Genomic DNA, 18,991 nt, shown 5'->3' with positions numbered 1-18,991 from the left:
CGACAGATCGGTTTAAGTCCAAATTACTCTTTGATGGTGACGACGATGCCGGCACCGACGGTGCGGCCGCCTTCACGGATAGCGAAGCGCAGCTTCTCTTCCATGGCGATCGGCACGATCAGCTCGACATCGACCGTGATGTTGTCGCCCGGCATCACCATCTCGGTGCCTTCCGGCAGCGACACGATGCCGGTCACGTCGGTCGTGCGGAAGTAGAACTGCGGACGGTAGTTGGTGAAGAACGGCGTGTGACGGCCACCTTCGTCCTTGGTCAGGATGTAGGCTTCGGCCACGAACTTCTTGTGCGGCTTCACCGTGCCCGGCTTGGCCAGAACCTGGCCGCGCTCGACACCTTCACGATCAACGCCGCGCAGCAGCGCGCCGATGTTGTCGCCAGCCTGGCCCTGATCGAGCAGCTTGCGGAACATTTCCACGCCCGTGCAGGTCGTCTTGGTCGTCGGACGGATGCCGATGATCTCGAGTTCCTCGCCGACCTTGACCACGCCGCGCTCGACGCGGCCGGTCACCACCGTGCCGCGGCCCGAGATCGAGAACACGTCTTCGATCGGCATCAGGAACGGCTTGTCGAGCGGACGGACCGGCGTCGGGATGTAGGCATCGACCGCAGCCATCAGCTCGCGGATCGCGTCTTCACCGATCTTCTTGTCCGAGTCTTCGAGAGCAGCCAGAGCCGAACCCTTGACGATCGGAATGTCGTCGCCGGGGAATTCGTTCTTGGTCAGAAGCTCGCGAACCTCGAGCTCGACCAGTTCGAGCAGCTCGGCGTCGTCGACCTGGTCGACCTTGTTCAGGAACACCACGATCGACGGCACGCCGACCTGACGGGCCAGCAGGATGTGCTCGCGGGTCTGCGGCATCGGGCCGTCGGCAGCCGACACGACCAGGATCGCGCCGTCCATCTGCGCGGCGCCGGTGATCATGTTCTTCACATAGTCGGCGTGGCCGGGGCAGTCGACGTGAGCGTAGTGGCGGTTGGCCGTTTCGTATTCGACGTGAGCCGTCGAGATCGTGATGCCGCGCGCCTTCTCTTCAGGGGCAGCGTCGATCTGGTCGTAGCGCTTGTATTCGCCAAAATACTTGGTGATCGCCGCCGTCAGCGACGTCTTGCCATGGTCGACGTGGCCAATCGTGCCGATGTTCACGTGAGGCTTGTTACGCTCGAATTTACCTTTGGCCATAATCGTTCTCCGTCTATTCTACCCGCTTGGGGGAAATTGTTATTCGCTCTTCAGATCCGGCACCGCGCAAGGGACGCGACGTCGGTGGCTAAGGAACCCTTACGCGTATTTCTTCTGGACTTCCTGGGCCACTGCGGTCGGAACCGGCTCGTAGTGATCGAACTGCATCGTGTAGGCCGCACGGCCCTGGCTCATCGAGCGCAGGTTGTCGACATACTTGAACATGTTGGCGAGCGGCACCATCGCGTTGATGACAACGGCGACGCCACGCGCTTCCTGACCCTGGATCTGGCCACGACGACCGTTCAGATCGCCGATGACGCTGCCGACGTAGTCTTCCGGCGTCACGACTTCGACCTTCATGATCGGCTCGAGCAGCTGCACGCCAAGCTTGGGTGCTGCTTCACGGAAGCAGGCGCGGCCGGCGATTTCGAAGGCCAGAACGCTGGAGTCGACATCGTGGTAAGCGCCGTCGATGAGGGTCGCCTTGACGCCGATCATCGGGAAGCCCGCGAACGGACCCGAGGTCATGACGCTGTTGATGCCCTTTTCGACACCAGGGATGTATTCCTTCGGCACGGCGCCGCCGACGATCTTGGTATCGAACTCGAACTCGCTGCTATCGGGGTTCGGCTCGAACAGGATCTTGACGCGAGCGAACTGACCGGTACCGCCGGTCTGCTTCTTGTGCGTGTAGTCCTGCTCGTGCTTGCGGGTGATCGTCTCGCGATAGGCCACCTGCGGTGCGCCGACATTGGCCTCGACCTTGAACTCGCGACGCATGCGGTCGACGATGATGTCGAGGTGGAGTTCGCCCATGCCGGAAATGATGGTCTGGCCGCTTTCCTCGTCGGTCTTGACGCGGAAGGACGGATCCTCGGCGGCCAGGCGGTGAAGGGCGAGGCCCATCTTTTCCTGGTCGTTCTTGGTCTTCGGCTCGATGGCGATCTGGATGACCGGATCGGGGAATTCCATGCGCTCGAGGATGACCGGATGCAGCGGATCGCTCAGCGTGTCGCCGGTGGTCGTGTCCTTGAGACCGGCAAGAGCAACGATATCGCCGGCAAAAGCCTCTTCGACGTCGGCGCGCGAGTTCGCATGCATCTGCAGCATGCGGCCGATGCGCTCTTTCTTGCCCTTCACGGTGTTGTCGACCGAGATGCCCTTGGTGAGCCTGCCCGAATAGATGCGCGCAAAGGTCAGCGAACCGACGAACGGGTCGTTCATGATCTTGAAGGCGAGCATCGACAGCGGCTCGTTGTCGTCGGCATGACGCTCGATCTCGGCGTCGGTCTTGGCATCGACGCCCTTGATGGCGGGAACATCGGCCGGCGACGGCAGATATTCGACAACGGCGTCGAGCAGCGGCTGCACGCCCTTGTTCTTGAAGGCCGAGCCACAGAACATCGGGTAGAACTTGACCGCGATGGTGCCCTTGCGGATCAGCGCGCGAATCTCGTCATTCGACGGCATCTTGCCTTCGAGGTAATTCTCAAGCGCCGTCTCGTCCATTTCGACGGCAGCCTCGATCATCTTCTCGCGGTATTCTTCGGCACGAGCCTTGAGGTCGTCCGGGATCTCGACGATGTCCCAGGCAGCGCCCAGCGTCTCGTCGCGCCAGACCAGCGCGTTCATCTCGACGAGGTCGACAACGCCCTTGAACTCGGTCTCGGCGCCAATCGGCAGCTGCATGACAACAGCATGCGCACCGAGGCGCGAGCCGATCATCTCGACCGAGCGATAGAAGTCGGCGCCGATCTTGTCCATCTTGTTGCAGAAGATCATGCGCGGAACGCGATATTTGTCGGCCTGGCGCCAGACAGTCTCGGTCTGCGGCTCAACACCGGCATTGGCATCGAGCAGCGCGATGGCGCCGTCGAGCACGCGCAGCGAACGCTCGACCTCGATGGTGAAGTCGACGTGGCCGGGGGTGTCGATGATGTTGAAGCGGTGCATCTTGCCGTCACGAGCCTTCCAGAAGGTCGTGGTCGCGGCGGACGTGATGGTGATGCCGCGCTCCTGCTCCTGCTCCATCCAATCCATGGTGGCAGCGCCGTCGTGGACTTCGCCGATCTTGTGCGACTTGCCCGTGTAGTAGAGGACGCGCTCGGTGGTCGTCGTCTTGCCGGCGTCAATATGCGCCATGATACCGAAATTGCGGTAGTCTTCGATTTTGTATTCGCGGGCCATCGTAGCTGCCTCTCAGTCTCGTTCGCGCTTTACCAGCGGTAGTGCGCGAAAGCGCGGTTGGCTTCAGCCATCTTGTGGGTGTCTTCACGCTTCTTGACAGCGGTGCCGCGGTTGTTGGCCGCGTCCATCAGCTCGCCGGAGAGGCGGTCGACCATCGTGGTCTCGTTGCGGTTGCGGGCCGCAGCAATCAGCCAGCGAATGGCCAATGCCTGGCGGCGCTCGGGGCGCACGTCGACCGGAACCTGGTAGGTGGCGCCGCCGACACGACGCGAACGCACTTCCACATGCGGCGCGACATTGTCGAGCGCCTGATGGAAGACGGTGACCGGCTCCTGCTTGGTCTTCGACTGAACCTGGTCGAGCGCGCCGTAGACGATGGTCTCGGCGACCGACTTCTTGCCGTCATACATGACGGCGTTCATGAACTTGGTGACGATCAGATCGCCGAACTTCGGGTCCGGATTGATCTCACGCTTTTCTGCACTGTGACGACGCGACATGGCTTTTGTCTCTCAATCTCATAGCCCGACGCACTCAAGGAGCGCCAAGGCCGGAAAATCTTACTTCGGACGCTTGGCGCCGTACTTCGAACGGCGCTGCTTGCGGTTCTTCACACCCTGCGTGTCGAGCACGCCGCGGATGATGTGGTAGCGAACGCCCGGAAGATCCTTGACGCGGCCGCCGCGGATCATCACCACGGAGTGCTCCTGAAGGTTGTGGCCTTCGCCGGGGATGTACCCGATCACTTCAAAACCATTGGTCAGGCGGATCTTGGCCACCTTGCGCAGCGCCGAGTTCGGCTTCTTCGGCGTCGTTGTATAGACGCGCGTGCAGACGCCCCGCTTCTGCGGGTTCTGCTGCATGGCCGGGACCTTGTTGCGCTTCACCGGCGCAATGCGCGGCTTGCGGATCAGCTGGTTGACGGTAGGCATTAAACCCTCTTGTCTCTCAATTCCGTGTCTCGCCCGGTCAGGGCCGCTCAAAGCGTCATTTCCATACGCAAATTCGGGCCATAAACCGCGCCTCGCGGTCTTGCCCGAACAAAAGGCAGAGGAAGCGGAAGCCGCTTCGTGCACGCCGGAAATGTCTTTTCGCTCGTAAAACGAACCCTGTTTGAGGCAAACTCCAAAGCGTGTCGCTTCGGAAGGGAGAGCCTCACATCGGTTCTGACTGGGCGGCTTCTACCCGTAAGACCGCGGACCGTCAAGCCCGGAGCACCAAATATTGCGCGCCGACCAAGGCTTGGCAGCCATGCGAAAACCGCATGTAATTTTCTTTCGCATTTTTGCAAGAGCGAGGAAGAAAGTGACAAGCCTTCAGGCAAAGTGAATGGGTTTGCGCTGTTGCGCGGCCTTGCTTCATGCGAAAAGGCCGCATGAGCAGTCAAAACCCCCTCGCCCGCCCACCCGCTGCCAAGAGGAATCGGCCCGTGAACGACAACGAAGAACGCCCGGTCACCATCATCACCGGCCGGGTGTGGAAGAAAAAAGGCGGCAAACCGGAAGGCGTCCACGTCATGCTGGTTGCGCCCGACGACGATTCGGCGGTGCGCCGGGCGCTCGAATCGCTTGCCGCCGAAGGTTACGCCGAGGCCGAGCTCGACCAGATCGGCGACATGGACGGCATCCCCGACGAAGAGCCGCATATTTCCGCCTTCCAGGGCGCGCTCGAAGGCGAAGTGTCGATCGTTACCTTCGACGTGCCGATCTGACCCCGGTCCAGCTTTCGAATCGACTGCCGAACCGAATCGGCGACCGAGGCCTTCCCAGCCGACAAATGTGCTGCCGCTAAGGGAAGGCTGAGCTTGGCTGCTCGGCTTCGGCTTGCCCGAGGCAAGTGTTCTGATAAGAAGCCATCACCATCATCAAACAGACGGAGCGGCCGTGTCCCAGCCCATCAAGATAGGCATCGTCGGCGTCGGCAAGATCGTCCGCGACCAGCACCTGCCGGCCCTGGCGAAAGACCAGGACTATCGCCTCGTCGCGGCCGCCAGCCGTCACGGCAAGGTGGATGACATCCCGAATTTCCCCACCATCGAAGCCATGCTCGACGCCGTAGCCGAGCTCGAGGCCGTCTCGCTCTGCATGCCGCCGCAATTCCGCTACGACGCGGCGCGGACGGCGCTGACGGCAAAGAAGCATGTCTTCCTGGAGAAGCCGCCGGGCGCTACTGTCAGCGAGGTCGAAGACCTCAAGACATTGGCTGCGCACAACGGCGTCTCGCTGTTCGCCAGCTGGCACTCGCGCTATGCGCCGGCCGTCGAGGCCGCACGTGCTTTTCTAAGTTCAGCCCGCATCCGCTCGGCCGCCATCAACTGGAAAGAGGATGTGCGCCGCTGGCACCCGAACCAGGAATGGATCTGGGCTCCCGGCGGTTTTGGCGTCTTCGATCCCGGCATCAACGCGCTGTCGATTGCCACCCATATCCTGCCGGCCATGTTCATCACCTCGGCGGTGCTCGACTTTCCCGAAAACCGCGCCTCCCCGGTTGCCGCGCGCGTCACCTTCCGCACCTCGAATGGCCTGCCGGTGACGATGGACCTCGACTGGCTGCAGACAGGCCCGCAAAGCTGGGACATCCTGGCCGACACCGACAAGGGCGCCATGGTGCTGTCGGGCGGCGGCTCGAAGCTCGCCATCGATGGCAAGCTCATTCACGAAGAGCCGGAAGCGGAATATCCGATGCTCTACAAGCGCTTCGCCGAGATCGTGCGCGCCGGCGTTTCCGATGTCGATCTGGCCCCGCTCCAGCATGTCGCTGACGCCTTCATGCTCGGCAAGCGCAACGTAGTCGAGGCGTTTTTCGATTGAGCTCTGGAACCGCACTCGCTGATCGCGCGCGGGGGTCGCAGGTTGGGAATAGTCGCGCGACAGGATTGTCGCGCGACTGAGAACCAGCGGATCGCCAGGCTCAATTCCTGGTCCTGCAACCGGCACGCTTGACCATGTCGGCAATGATCAGTGGCGTCGCCGGTGTCTGAGACCAGTTACCCTGACGAGGGGCGCCCGCTTCAAGGGCGGCGCGCACCGCTCGTGTATCCAGGCTGAAAGAACTCTTGCAGGAAACGAGGCCGCCATTGCCGATCGTGTCGGCGATCACGCCGGCGGCTTCGCCAACCCCGGCGACATAGGCGACCAGCGTTTGCCTGGCGACCGGGCTCGTGTCGGCCTTGTCGAGCATTTCCATCACCTGCCCCACCGATATCCGGCCTGTCGCTGTCGACGGGAGGGCGATGGCAGCAAAAGGCGTTATGGACGCGGCGACAATCGCGATGGCTGCCACGGCAATCCGGCGTTTGAACGAAGGCATAGGTTTCTCCTGTGATGAGGAATTGACAAGAATCATCATTGCGCATAAATAAATTATTGTAAAACGATAATTCATTACGATGGAGTGATAACGGCGATGATTGAACCTGTCATCACGGCTGTCCCCGCCGATCCTGCCCGCCAGCTTAGATTGAGACGCATCCGACTTTTCAGCCTAGTGCTGGCGAGGTGTTTTGTCGTCCTCGCCATATTGCTGACCATCGGTCTGCTGTTCTACTGGCTCAGCGTCTCCGCCAGTTCGATCGCGGCCGATGCGCAAGTCCCGCAGGAATGGCTGAGCGAGCTTGGCCTCGGTCGAAGACTGGTCGGGTTCGCGATCTCGTTCGTGCCGCTTGCCTGCCTCGTCTTCGCGCTCATGGCCGCAAGGCGCTGCTTTGGCGCTTTCGCGTCCGGCAACTTCTTCGGTCAGGGCGCCATCAGCAATTTGCGATACTTTGGCCTCGGCCTGCTGGCATCCGCCTTGCTGAAACCGGTTTCGGCGGCGGCATTGTCCGTTCTGCTCAGCTGGGACGCGCCTGCCGGCCAGCACCGGCTGACGCTCGGTCTCGACAGCGACACGATGCTGACCTTGCTGGCAGCTTGCATCGTCGCTGTCATCACCTGGGTCATGGCCGAGGCATCGGCACTCGCCGAAGAAAACGCGCAATTCATCTGATGAGGATCAGCTCATGCCCATAAGGGTCAGGCTCAATGTCGTCCTCGCCGAACGAAACGTGAAGTCAAAGGACCTGGCCGAATATGTCGGCATCACCGAGGCCAATCTTTCTCTTTTGAAGCAGGGAAAGGTCAAGGGTATCCGGTTCGACACGCTGGAGCGCATCTGCGACTATCTCGACTGTCAGCCGGGCGATCTGCTTCGCTTCGAGAGGGTGTCCGAATAGCACAAAGAAATAGGCCGCCGGGTTGCCCCGACGGCCTTATTGCCTGAGATCGTTGCCGTCCGCGCTTACTGCGCGGCGGTGGTCATGTCGGCCAGCATCGGCTCGGCGACTTCCGCACCCGAGGCCTTGCGGCGCTCGTCGATGATCAGTTCGTCGCGCGAGGTGGCGATGCGCCGGATCTGGCTCATCGTGCCGCCGGTACCGGCCGGGATCAACCGGCCGACGATGACGTTTTCCTTCAAGCCCTGCAGCATGTCGGTCTTGCCGGCAACGGCAGCTTCCGTCAGCACTCGCGTCGTCTCCTGGAAGGAGGCGGCCGAGATGAAGGACGGCGTCTGCAGCGATGCCTTGGTGATGCCGAGCAGCACCGGCAGGCCTTCGGCCGGCTTCTTGCCGTCCTCGACCAGACGCTCGTTGACCTCTTCCAGTTCGATCACGTCGACATGATCGCCCGGGATGTAGGTCGAGTCGCCCTGCACCGTGATCTCGACCTTCTGCAGCATCTGGCGAACGATCACCTCGATGTGCTTGTCGTTGATCGACACGCCCTGCAGACGGTAGACTTCCTGGATCTCGTTGACGAGGTAGGAAGCAAGTGCCTCCACGCCCTTGATCGCCAGGATGTCGTGCGGCGCCGGGTTGCCGTCGAGGATGTAGTCGCCCTTCTCGATGACGTCGCCGTCCTGGAGATGGAACGGCTTGCCCTTCGGGATCAGGTATTCGACCGGCTCAAGCGTCGAGTCATGCGGCTCGATGATGATGCGACGCTTGTTCTTGTAGTCGCGGCCGAAGCGGATCGTGCCGTCGATCTCGGCGATGATGGCGTGATCCTTCGGACGACGTGCCTCGAACAGCTCGGCAACACGCGGCAGACCGCCGGTGATGTCCTTGGTCTTGGCGCTTTCCATCGGAATACGCGCCAAAACGTCGCCGGGGCGAACCTGCGAACCCGGCTCGACCGAAAGAATGGCCTCGACCGAGAGCAGGAAGCGGGCGTCGCCGCCCTTGGACAGCTTGCCGACCTTGCCCTTGGCGTCCTGGATCGCAATCGCCGGCTTCAGGTCGTTGCCACGTGGCGTCGAGCGCCAGTCGATGACCTCACGCTTGGTGATGCCGGTCGACTCGTCGGCCGTTTCCTGAACGGAAATGCCGTCGACCAGATCCTCGTACGACACCCTGCCCTCGATTTCGGTGAGGACCGGACGCGTGTAGGGATCCCACTCGGCGATACGCTGGCCGCGCTTCACCTTGTCACCATCGTCCACGAAGATGCGCGAACCATAGGTGAGACGGTGCGAGGCGCGCTCCTTGCCGGCTTCGTCGAGGATCAGCACCGCCATGTTGCGGCCCATGACCATCTGCTGGCCGTCGGAGTTGCGCACCACGTTGCGGTTGCGGATCTCGACCTTGCCCTCATACGAGGCTTCAAGGAACGAGCTGTCCACCACCTGCGCGGTACCGCCCATGTGGAAGGTACGCATGGTGAGCTGGGTGCCCGGCTCGCCGATCGACTGCGCCGCGATGACGCCGACGGCTTCGCCCTGGTTGACCGGGGTGCCGCGGGCCAGATCGCGACCGTAGCAGACCGCGCAGACGCCAACCCTGACTTCGCAAGTCAGTGCCGAGCGGATGCGGACCGACTGGACGCCGGCCTTTTCGATCTGTTCCACGTCACGCTCGTCCATCAGCGTTCCGGCCTTGACCAGGATCTCGCCCGACACCGGATGGGTGATGTCGTCGAGCGACGTACGGCCCAGCACGCGCTGGCCGACCGAAGCAACGACCTGACCGGCATCGACGATCGGCTGCATGGTGAGGCCCTTGTCGGTGCCGCAGTCGACGGAGTTGACGATGCAGTCCTGCGCCACGTCGACCAGACGACGGGTGAGGTAACCCGAGTTCGCCGTCTTCAAGGCGGTGTCGGCCAGACCCTTGCGGGCGCCGTGGGTCGAGTTGAAGTACTCGAGCACGGTCAGGCCTTCCTTGAAGTTCGAGATGATCGGCGTCTCGATGATTTCACCCGACGGCTTGGCCATAAGGCCGCGCATGCCGGCAAGCTGGCGCATCTGGGTGGGCGAGCCACGCGCACCGGAGTGCGACATCATGTAGATCGAGTTCATCGGCTTCTGACGGCCATTGTCCTCGAACTCGACCGCCTTGATGCGGGCCATCATCTCGTCGGCGACCTTTTCCGAGCACTTGGCCCAGGCGTCGACGACCTTGTTGTACTTCTCGCCCTGCGTGATCAGACCGTCATTGTACTGCTGCTCGTATTCCTTGGCCAAAGCCTCGGTGTCGGAGACCAGCTTGATCTTGGCATCCGGGATCAGCATGTCGTCCTTGCCGAACGAAATGCCGGCACGGCAGGCATGGCTGAAGCCGAGCGCCATGATGCGATCGCAGAAAATGACCGTCTCCTTCTGACCGCAATGGCGGTAGACGGTGTCGATCATCTTGGAGATGTTCTTCTTGGTCATCTCCTGGTTGGCGGTCTCGTAAGGCACGTTGACGTTCTTCGGCAGAAGCTCGCCGATGATCATGCGGCCAGGCGTGGTGTCATGGATCTTCGACACGACCTTGCCTTCGGCGTCGACCGTGCGGAAACGACCCTTGATCTTGGAGTGCAGCGTCACCGCCTTGGTCTCGAGCGCGTGCTGGAGTTCGCCCATGTCGGCAAACACCATGCCCTCGCCCGGCTCGTTCTGGTTGACGATCGAGAGATAGTAGAGACCCAGAACCATGTCCTGCGACGGCACGATGATCGGCGCGCCGGAAGCCGGGTGCAGGATGTTGTTGGTCGACATCATCAGCACGCGGGCTTCAAGCTGCGCTTCCAGCGACAGCGGCACGTGAACGGCCATCTGATCGCCGTCGAAGTCGGCGTTGAAGGCCGTGCAGACCAGCGGGTGCAGCTGGATCGCCTTGCCTTCGATCAGGATCGGCTCGAACGCCTGGATGCCGAGACGGTGCAGCGTCGGCGCACGGTTCAGCAGCACCGGATGCTCGCGGATGACCTCGTCGAGGATATCCCAGACTTCCGGACGCTCCTTTTCGACCAGCTTCTTCGCCTGCTTGACGGTCGAGGAGTAACCCTTGGCGTCGAGACGGGCGTAGATGAAGGGCTTGAACAGTTCGAGCGCCATCTTCTTGGGCAGGCCGCACTGGTGCAGCTTGAGCTCCGGACCGGTCACGATGACCGAGCGGCCGGAATAGTCGACGCGCTTGCCGAGCAGGTTCTGACGGAATCGGCCCTGCTTGCCCTTGAGCATGTCGGACAGCGACTTCAGCGGGCGCTTGTTGGCGCCGGTGATGACGCGGCCGCGACGGCCGTTGTCGAACAGCGCATCGACGGCTTCCTGCAGCATGCGCTTTTCATTGCGCACGATGATGCCGGGGGCGCGCAGCTCGATCAGCCGCTTCAGACGGTTGTTGCGGTTGATGACGCGGCGATAGAGATCGTTCAGATCCGACGTGGCGAAACGGCCGCCGTCCAGCGGGACGAGCGGACGCAGGTCCGGCGGGATCACCGGAACCACCTTCATGATCATCCATTCCGGACGATTGCCGGATTCCATGAAGTTCTCGACGACCTTGAGCCGCTTCAGATACTTCTTCTGCTTCAGCTCGGAGGTGGTCGACGCCAGTTCCGAACGCAGGTCGCCGGCGATCTTCTCCAGGTCCATGCCGGCCAGGAGGTCATGAATGGCCTCGGCGCCGATCATGGCGGTGAACGAATCCTCGCCATACTCGTCGACGGCGATCATGTACTCTTCCTCGCTGAGCAGCTGGTGCTCCTTCAGCGCGGTGAGGCCAGGTTCGGTGACGATGTAGTTCTCGAAGTAGAGGACGCGCTCGATGTCCTTCAGGGTCATGTCGAGCAGCGTGCCGATGCGCGACGGCAGCGACTTCAGGAACCAGATATGGGCGACCGGTGCCGCCAGCTCGATATGGCCCATGCGCTCGCGGCGAACGCGCGACAGCGTGACTTCGACGCCGCACTTCTCGCAGATGACGCCCTTGTACTTCATGCGCTTGTACTTGCCGCACAGGCACTCATAGTCCTTGATCGGGCCAAAAATGCGCGCGCAGAACAGACCGTCACGCTCCGGCTTGAAGGTGCGGTAGTTGATGGTCTCCGGCTTCTTGATCTCGCCGAAAGACCAGGACAGAATCTTCTCAGGGCTGGCAAGCGATATCCGGATGGAATCGAACACCTGCGCAGGCGCCTGCGGATTGAAGAGATTCATGACCTCTTGGTTCATGCCGTTCTCCTTTTCGGGATCCTCGAAGATCCCTTGCATCTAGTCGCGAGCCAAACGCCCGCCGTCTTTGTCGGCCACTGGCCGTCGAATTCTTCCTGGTTGAGCATGATCCTGTCCGAAAACCGGTAGCCACTTTTCGGGATCATGCTCGAGGCGCGCCGCGGACGGCCGTGGCGCGCCATTGCCTTACTCGGCCGCGTCGGGCAGCCGGACAGGGTTGTCGTCGAGCTTGGTGTTCTCCAGCTCGACGTTGAGGCCGAGAGACCGCATTTCCTTGACGAGAACGTTGAAGCTCTCCGGGATGCCGGCCTCGAAGGTGTCGTCGCCACGCACGATCGCCTCGTAGACCTTGGTACGGCCGGCGACGTCGTCGGACTTCACCGTCAGCATTTCCTGCAGCGTGTAGGCGGCGCCGTACGCTTCCAGCGCCCAGACCTCCATCTCGCCGAAGCGCTGGCCACCGAACTGCGCCTTGCCGCCCAGCGGCTGCTGGGTGACGAGCGAGTACGGACCGATCGAACGCGCGTGGATCTTGTCGTCCACGAGATGGTGAAGCTTGAGCATGTAGATGTAGCCCATCGTCACCTTGCGATCGAACGGCTCGCCCGTGCGTCCGTCATAGAGCTGCGACTGACCGCTGCTGTGCAGGCCCGCCTGCTCCAGCATGATGTTGATGTCAGCCTCATGCGCGCCGTCGAACACCGGGGTCGCGATCGAGACGCCGCGGCGCATCTGCTCGCTGAGGCGAACGATGCTCTCGTCGTCATAGTCGCGAACCGGCTCGTTGCGGTCGTTGGCCGGGATGAAGCTCTCGAGCGTCTTGCGCAGCGGCTTGATGTCGCCCGCTGCCTTGTACGTGTCGATCAGCTCGCCGATCTTCCTGCCCATGCCCGCACATGCCCAGCCCAGATGCGTTTCCAGGATCTGGCCGACATTCATGCGGCTCGGCACACCCAGCGGGTTGAGCACGATATCGGCATGCGTGCCGTCCTCGAGGAAAGGCATGTCCTCGACCGGAACGATCCGCGACACGACACCCTTGTTGCCGTGACGGCCGGCCATCTTGTCGCCGGGCTGCATCTTGCGCTTCACGGCCACGAAGACCTTGACCATCTTCATGACGCCCGGAGGCATTTCGTCGCCGCGCTGGACCTTCTCGACCTTGTCCATGAAACGCTGCTCGAGCGCCTTCTTGGAATCGTCGTACTGGCCACGCAGCGCTTCCAGCTCGCTCTGGAGCTTTTCGTTCTCCACGGCAAACTGCCACCACTGCGAACGCGGATACTCGTCGAGCGTATCCTTGGACAGCGTCGAGCCCTTCTTGAAGCCCTTCGGTCCAGCGATCGCTTCCTTGCCGACGAGCACGTCGGAAAGACGCGCATAGACGTTGCGGTCCAGAATGGCCTGCTCGTCGTCGCGGTCCTTGGCGAGGCGTTCGATCTCCTCGCGCTCGATCGCCATGGCGCGCTCGTCCTTCTCCACACCGTGGCGATTGAAGACGCGCACCTCGACGACGGTGCCGAAGGTGCCAGGAGGCATGCGCATCGAGGTGTCGCGCACATCGGATGCCTTTTCGCCGAAGATGGCGCGCAGAAGCTTCTCTTCCGGGGTCATCGGGCTTTCGCCCTTCGGCGTGATCTTGCCGACCAGGATGTCGCCCGGCTGAACTTCCGCACCGATGTAGACGATGCCGGCTTCGTCGAGGTTCTTCAGCGCTTCTTCCGAGACGTTCGGGATATCGCGCGTGATTTCCTCCGGTCCAAGCTTGGTATCGCGCGCCATGACCTCGAACTCCTCGATGTGGATCGAGGTGAAGACGTCGTCGGCGACGATGCGTTCGGACAGGAGGATCGAGTCCTCGTAGTTGTAGCCGTTCCACGGCATGAACGCGACCAGCACGTTGCGGCCGAGCGCCAGATCACCGAGCTCGGTCGACGGACCGTCGGCGATGATGTCGCCCTTGTTGACCCGGTCGCCCATGCGAACCAGCGGGCGCTGGTTGATGCAGGTGTTCTGGTTCGAACGCTGGAACTTCATCAACCGGTAGATGTCGACGCCGGACTTGCCCGGATCGAGATCTTCGGTGGCGCGGATAACGATACGCGTCGCGTCCACCTGGTCGACGATGCCGCCGCGGCGGGCGCCGATGGCGGCGCCCGAGTCACGGGCGACGATCGGCTCCATGCCGGTGCCGACGAACGGCGCCTCGGCGCGCACCAGCGGCACGGCCTGACGCTGCATGTTCGAACCCATCAGAGCGCGGTTGGCGTCGTCGTTTTCCAGGAACGGGATCAGGGCCGCGGCCACCGACACCATCTGCTTGGGCGACACGTCCATCAGATCGACGTTTTCGCGCGGCGCCATCATCACTTCGCCGGCGCTGCGGCAAATGACGAATTCGTCGACGAAACCACCGTTCTTGTCGAGTTCGGCATTGGCCTGCGCGACGTGGTGCTTGGCCTCTTCCATCGCCGAGAGATAGACGACGTCATTGGTCAGCTTGCCGTCGACGATCTTGCGGTACGGGCTCTCGATGAAGCCGTACTTGTTGACGCGTGCGAAGGTGGCCAGCGAGTTGATCAGACCGATATTCGGGCCTTCCGGCGTCTCGATCGGGCAGATGCGGCCGTAATGCGTCGGGTGCACGTCGCGCACTTCGAAGCCGGCGCGCTCGCGGGTCAGACCGCCCGGTCCAAGCGCCGAGAGGCGGCGCTTGTGGGTGATCTCCGACAGCGGGTTGGTCTGGTCCATGAACTGCGACAGCTGCGAGGAACCGAAGAACTCGCGCACGGCGGCAGCCGCCGGCTTGGCGTTGATCAGATCCTGCGGCATGACCGTGTCGATCTCGATCGAGGACATACGCTCCTTGATCGCGCGCTCCATGCGCAGCAGGCCGACGCGGTACTGGTTTTCCATCAGCTCGCCGACTGAACGCACGCGGCGGTTGCCGAGATTGTCGATGTCGTCGATCTCGCCCTTGCCGTCGCGCAGTTCAACCAGCGTCCTGACCACGGCCAGGATGTCGTCCTTGCGCAGCACGCGCACGGTGTCCTCGGCCTTCAGCTCGAGGCGCATGTTCATCTTGACGCGGCCGACGGCCGACAGATCGTAGCGCTCGCTATCGAAGAACAGCGAGTTGAACATGGCTTCGGCGGTTTCGAGCGTCGGCGGCTCGCCGGGGCGCATGACACGATAGATGTCGAACAGCGCGTCCTGGCGGCTCTCGTTCTTGTCGACGTTGAGCGTGTTGCGGATATAGGCGCCGACATTGACGTGGTCGATGTCGAGAACCTTGATCTCCTCTTCGCCGGTGCCGAGCAGCACCTTCAGCGTCTTCTCGTCGATCTCGTCACCGGCCTCGAGGAAGATCTCGCCGGTGGCGTAGTTGACGATGTCCTCGGCCAGATAGTTGCCGAGCAGGTCCTCGTCGGTCGCCTTGATCGCCTTCAGACCCTTTTCGCCAAGCGCCCGTGCCTGGCGTGCGGTGATCTTCTTGCCGGCCTCGACGACGACTTCGCCGGTATCGGCATCGACAAGGTCGCCGACAGCCTTGAGGCCGCGGAAACGCTCGACGTTGAACGGAATGCGCCAATGGTCGCCGGCACGCTTGTAGGTGATCTTGTTGTAGAAGGTCGACAGGATCTCTTCGCCGTCCATGCCGAGCGCCATCAGCAGCGACGTCACCGGAATCTTGCGGCGGCGATCGATGCGGGCGTGCACGACGTCCTTGGAATCGAACTCGATGTCGAGCCACGAACCGCGATACGGGATGACACGCGCGGCAAACAGAAGCTTGCCCGACGAGTGCGACTTGCCCTTGTCATGGTCGAAGAAGACGCCCGGCGAACGGTGCATCTGCGAAACGATGACGCGCTCGGTGCCGTTGACGATAAAGGTGCCGTTCAAGGTCATGAGCGGCATGTCGCCCATGTAGACGTCCTGCTCCTTGATGTCCTTGATGGACTTGGCGCCGGTATCCTCGTCAATATCGAACACGATGAGGCGCAGCGTCACCTTGAGCGGCGCGGCATAGGTGAGGTCGCGCTGACGGCATTCGTCAACGTCGAATTTCGGTCCTTCGAACTCGTACTTCACGAACTCCAGCATGGAGGAGCCGGAAAAATCGGAGATCGGGAAGACCGACTTGAAAACGGCCTGCAGCCCCTCGTCCGGACGCCCACCCTTGGGCTCCGCCACCATCAGGAACTGGTCATAGGATGCCTTCTGAACCTCGATCAGGTTCGGCATCTCCGCAACTTCCGGAATCTTTCCGAAGAACTTGCGTACGCGTCTGCGGCCATTGAAAGTCTGGGTCTGGGCCATCGTCGCTCCTTAGCTCTAAACTCGGGACGAGCCTCGCCGCGGCTCGCCTTGCATACTGGGCCACCTTGGCGGCAACCCTCTGTCTGTTTTCCCGGCGCCTGTCGGCGGCCGGCTAGAACGGGAGAAAACCCGTTTCCTGAAGGCCGGTTTTCGGCCCTCAGGAAAGAGGTTCTCGCAAATCTCGCGTTACGCGCTCTCCCTTCGGGCGAAGGGAGTGGCGGACGGCGCGAGGCCGCCCGCCGCTTTTACGCTTACTTCAGTTCGACCTTGGCGCCGGCTGCTTCCAGCTGGGCCTTGAACTTGTCAGCGTCGGCCTTGGAAACAGCTTCCTTGACCGGCTTCGGAGCCGCTTCAACCAGATCCTTGGCTTCCTTGAGGCCAAGACCGGTGATGGCGCGGACTTCCTTGATGACGTTGATCTTCTGAGCGCCTGCGTCGGTGAGGACGACGTCGAATTCCGTCTTTTCCTCGGCCGGAGCAGCAGCGGCCGCAGCGCCGCCAGCAGCGGCAACCGCCACCGGAGCAGCGGCGGAAACGCCCCACTTTTCTTCCAGAAGCTTCGACAGCTCGGCCGCCTCGAGGACGGTCAGCTTCGAAAGGTCGTCTACGATCTTTGCGAGATCAGCCATTGTTGTGTTCCTTCATAAGGTTCGAACGTGTGTTTGTGATAGCGAGGAACGGCCTCATGCCGCCTCGTCCTTCCGGGCGTAAGCGCCAATGACGCGCGCGACCGAGGCCGCTGGCGCATTGACGATCTGGGCGATCCGGGTTGCCGGCGTGGCGATCATGCCAACCAGCCTGGCGCGCAGCTCATCGAGCGACGGAAGTGTGGCGAGTGCCTTCACACCGTCGGCATTGAGCGAGGTGGTGCCCATTGCGCCGCCGAGAATGACGAGCTTGTCATTTCCCTTGGCGAAATCGGACGCGACCTTCGGCGCCGCAATCGGATCCTCCGAATAAGCAATCAGCGTCTGTCCCTTGAACAGCTCGATGATCGATGCGGAGTCCGTGCCCTGAAGAGCGATTTTGGCGAGACGGTTCTTCGCGACTTTGACGGTGCCACCGGCAGCGCGCATTTTCGACCGAAGGTCGTTCATTTGCGCGACGGTGATACCGGCGTAGTGGGCCACGACCACTGAACCTGCGTTCGAGAACGCACCGTTCAGGCCCGTGACGAGTTCGCGTTTTTCCGCTCTGTCCACTGCCTATCTCCAGTTGACCCCAATCCTGTTAACGGGAACATCCCATTGACGAGGACAGGCGTCGGGTTGCCTTTTGTCGGCCGGGCCATCCAGTAACGGATCTCCCGAACGACGCTCGAGGATCCTGCCCCCTTTCGCCACATCGACAGTCAAGCCGGCGATGCGCAGACAAAAGGCAAACACGGTTCGAACCTTTCATTGGAGCAATCGCTCCGTTGTCCGGTCTTCACCCGTCTCATGCAGGCCCAAATCGAATTAAGGCTTCTGGGCCGCCTGCAATCTCGGACAGGATGTCCGGAAACCTTTCGGCTTCCGGTACCGGGCCGCCGACAAGTCGGAGGTCCGGAATTCACTTGCGGATCAGCCGCTTGGCGGCCGATCCAAATGTTCGTATCAGGACGCGTTGAGCGTCGCGACGTCGAGCTTGAGGCCCGGGCCCATCGTCGAGGTGACCGACACCTTCTTGACGTAGTTGCCCTTGGCGCCAGTCGGCTTTGCCTTGGTCACCGCATCGGCGAAGGCGCGGATGTTCTCTTCCAGGGCCTTGACGTCGAACGAGACCTTGCCGACGCCGGCATGGACGATGCCAGCCTTCTCGACACGGAACTCGACGGCGCCGCCCTTGGACGCCTTGACGGCGGCGGCAACGTCGGTGGTGACGGTTCCGACCTTCGGGTTCGGCATCATGCCGCGCGGGCCGAGCACCTTGCCCAGACGGCCGACCAGCGGCATCATGTCCGGCGTGGCGATGCAGCGATCGAAATCGATCGTGCCCTTCTGGACGATGTCGACCAGATCCTCGGCACCAACGATGTCGGCGCCGGCGGCGCGCGCTTCGTCGGCCTTGTCGCCACGGGCGAACACGGCGACACGTACCGAGCGGCCGGTGCCGTTCGGCAGGTTGACCACGCCGCGGACCATCTGGTCGGCATGGCGCGGGTCGACGCCGAGGTTCATGGCGACTTCGATGGTCTCATCGAACTTCACCGAGGAACGGTCCTTGAGCAGCTTCAGCGCATCACCCAGGGCATAAGCCTTGTTGGGATCGATGCCTTCGCGGGTCTTCGATACACGCTTTGCAATCTTTGCCATGATCTTAGCCCACCACTTCCAGACCCATCGAGCGGGCGGAGCCCTCGACCATGCGCATGGCCGCTTCGACGTCGTTTGCGTTCAGGTCTTTCATCTTCGCGGTGGCAATCTCGCGGACCTTGTCACGCGAAACCGTACCGGCCTTGACCTTGCCCGGCTCCTTGGAACCAGAGGTCAGGTTCGCCGCCTTCTTCAGGAAGTAGCTCACCGGCGCCGTCTTCATGACGAAGGTGAAGGACTTGTCCTGATAGTAGGTGATGACAACCGGAACCGGCGATCCCTTTTCCATTTCCTGGGTCTGCGCGTTGAACGCCTTGCAGAACTCCATGATGTTGATGCCACGCTGACCAAGCGCCGGGCCGATCGGGGGAGACGGCGTAGCCGATCCCGCTTTCACCTGGAGCTTGAGCTGGCCTGCAATTTTCTTAGCCATCTCTTTTCCTGCCTTTGTCTATGCCGGTCATGCCGGCGGTTGCAGTCTGGTGGTGCGATCCATGCGGCCGGCTAAAGCCG

General features: G+C 62.0%; 15 protein-coding genes. 4 read left to right on the top strand and 11 right to left on the bottom strand.

The features are described 5' to 3' along the window. Positions 1 to 23 precede the first annotated feature (23 nt). The 4 genes from tuf to rpsL all read right to left on the bottom strand — a co-directional run bounded on the left by tuf (position 24) and on the right by rpsL (position 4,321). Entirely contained in the window at positions 24 to 1,199 is a 1,176-nt protein-coding gene (gene tuf / locus MESCI_RS18270; protein ID WP_013531404.1) for an elongation factor Tu, read from the bottom strand. Between the two features lie 99 nt (positions 1,200 to 1,298). Continuing rightward, positions 1,299 to 3,389 carry an elongation factor G gene (gene fusA / locus MESCI_RS18265; RefSeq protein WP_013531421.1) on the bottom strand — a complete coding sequence of 697 codons (2,091 nt, stop codon included), beginning with the start codon at positions 3,387 to 3,389 and terminating at the stop codon, positions 1,299 to 1,301. A 29-nt stretch (positions 3,390 to 3,418) separates the two neighbouring features. Further along, the gene (gene rpsG, locus MESCI_RS18260) at positions 3,419 to 3,889 is read right to left on the bottom strand and encodes a 30S ribosomal protein S7 (protein WP_008875664.1); all 471 of its coding nucleotides are present in this window, start codon (positions 3,887 to 3,889) and stop codon (positions 3,419 to 3,421) included. A gap of 60 nt (positions 3,890 to 3,949) precedes the next feature. Then, positions 3,950 to 4,321 (bottom strand): 30S ribosomal protein S12, encoded by a 372-nt coding sequence (gene rpsL / locus MESCI_RS18255; RefSeq protein WP_006333356.1) that lies wholly within the window; start codon positions 4,319 to 4,321, stop codon positions 3,950 to 3,952. A 497-nt stretch (positions 4,322 to 4,818) separates the two neighbouring features. On the opposite strand from rpsL, the gene MESCI_RS18250 reads away from it, so the two are divergent. Further along, positions 4,819 to 5,100 carry a transcriptional regulator gene (locus MESCI_RS18250; protein WP_013531420.1) on the top strand — a complete coding sequence of 94 codons (282 nt, stop codon included), beginning with the start codon at positions 4,819 to 4,821 and terminating at the stop codon, positions 5,098 to 5,100. Positions 5,101 to 5,272: 172 nt separating this feature from the next. Then, positions 5,273 to 6,199, top strand: coding sequence for a Gfo/Idh/MocA family protein (locus MESCI_RS18245; RefSeq protein ID WP_013531419.1), 927 nt, complete (start codon positions 5,273 to 5,275; stop codon positions 6,197 to 6,199). Between the two features lie 100 nt (positions 6,200 to 6,299). Here MESCI_RS18245 and MESCI_RS18240 read toward each other — a convergent pair whose 3' ends face one another. Then, positions 6,300 to 6,698 carry a chlorophyllide reductase subunit BchY gene (locus tag MESCI_RS18240; RefSeq protein WP_013531418.1) on the bottom strand — a complete coding sequence of 133 codons (399 nt, stop codon included), beginning with the start codon at positions 6,696 to 6,698 and terminating at the stop codon, positions 6,300 to 6,302. A gap of 96 nt (positions 6,699 to 6,794) precedes the next feature. On the opposite strand from MESCI_RS18240, the gene MESCI_RS18235 reads away from it, so the two are divergent. Together MESCI_RS18235 and MESCI_RS18230 are read left to right on the top strand one after the other, a co-directional pair. Further along, complete coding sequence (locus MESCI_RS18235) at positions 6,795 to 7,373, top strand: DUF2975 domain-containing protein (RefSeq protein ID WP_013531417.1); 579 nt, start codon at positions 6,795 to 6,797, stop codon at positions 7,371 to 7,373. Positions 7,374 to 7,386: 13 nt separating this feature from the next. Continuing rightward, positions 7,387 to 7,599 carry a helix-turn-helix domain-containing protein gene (locus MESCI_RS18230; protein WP_013531416.1) on the top strand — a complete coding sequence of 71 codons (213 nt, stop codon included), beginning with the start codon at positions 7,387 to 7,389 and terminating at the stop codon, positions 7,597 to 7,599. Between the two features lie 65 nt (positions 7,600 to 7,664). Here MESCI_RS18230 and rpoC read toward each other — a convergent pair whose 3' ends face one another. The 6 genes from rpoC to rplK all read right to left on the bottom strand — a co-directional run bounded on the left by rpoC (position 7,665) and on the right by rplK (position 18,911). Then, positions 7,665 to 11,861, bottom strand: coding sequence for a DNA-directed RNA polymerase subunit beta' (rpoC, locus tag MESCI_RS18225; protein WP_013531415.1), 4,197 nt, complete (start codon positions 11,859 to 11,861; stop codon positions 7,665 to 7,667). A 186-nt stretch (positions 11,862 to 12,047) separates the two neighbouring features. After that, entirely contained in the window at positions 12,048 to 16,184 is a 4,137-nt protein-coding gene (gene rpoB / locus MESCI_RS18220; protein WP_013531414.1) for a DNA-directed RNA polymerase subunit beta, read from the bottom strand. Positions 16,185 to 16,435: 251 nt separating this feature from the next. Further along, a complete protein-coding gene (gene rplL, locus MESCI_RS18215; RefSeq protein WP_013531413.1) occupies positions 16,436 to 16,813 on the bottom strand; it encodes a 50S ribosomal protein L7/L12 in 378 nt (125 codons plus the stop codon). A 54-nt stretch (positions 16,814 to 16,867) separates the two neighbouring features. Then, a complete protein-coding gene (rplJ, locus tag MESCI_RS18210; protein WP_013531412.1) occupies positions 16,868 to 17,386 on the bottom strand; it encodes a 50S ribosomal protein L10 in 519 nt (172 codons plus the stop codon). Between the two features lie 393 nt (positions 17,387 to 17,779). Further along, positions 17,780 to 18,478 (bottom strand): 50S ribosomal protein L1, encoded by a 699-nt coding sequence (gene rplA / locus MESCI_RS18205; protein ID WP_013531411.1) that lies wholly within the window; start codon positions 18,476 to 18,478, stop codon positions 17,780 to 17,782. A gap of 4 nt (positions 18,479 to 18,482) precedes the next feature. Next, positions 18,483 to 18,911 (bottom strand): 50S ribosomal protein L11, encoded by a 429-nt coding sequence (rplK, locus tag MESCI_RS18200; RefSeq protein ID WP_013531410.1) that lies wholly within the window; start codon positions 18,909 to 18,911, stop codon positions 18,483 to 18,485. Positions 18,912 to 18,991 lie beyond the last annotated feature (80 nt).

It is taken from the genome of Mesorhizobium ciceri biovar biserrulae WSM1271 (assembly GCF_000185905.1).
Taxonomy (GTDB): domain Bacteria; phylum Pseudomonadota; class Alphaproteobacteria; order Rhizobiales; family Rhizobiaceae; genus Mesorhizobium; species Mesorhizobium ciceri.
The sequence above is the reverse complement of the archived record's forward strand: the minus strand, read 5'-3'. Positions and strand labels throughout refer to the sequence as shown.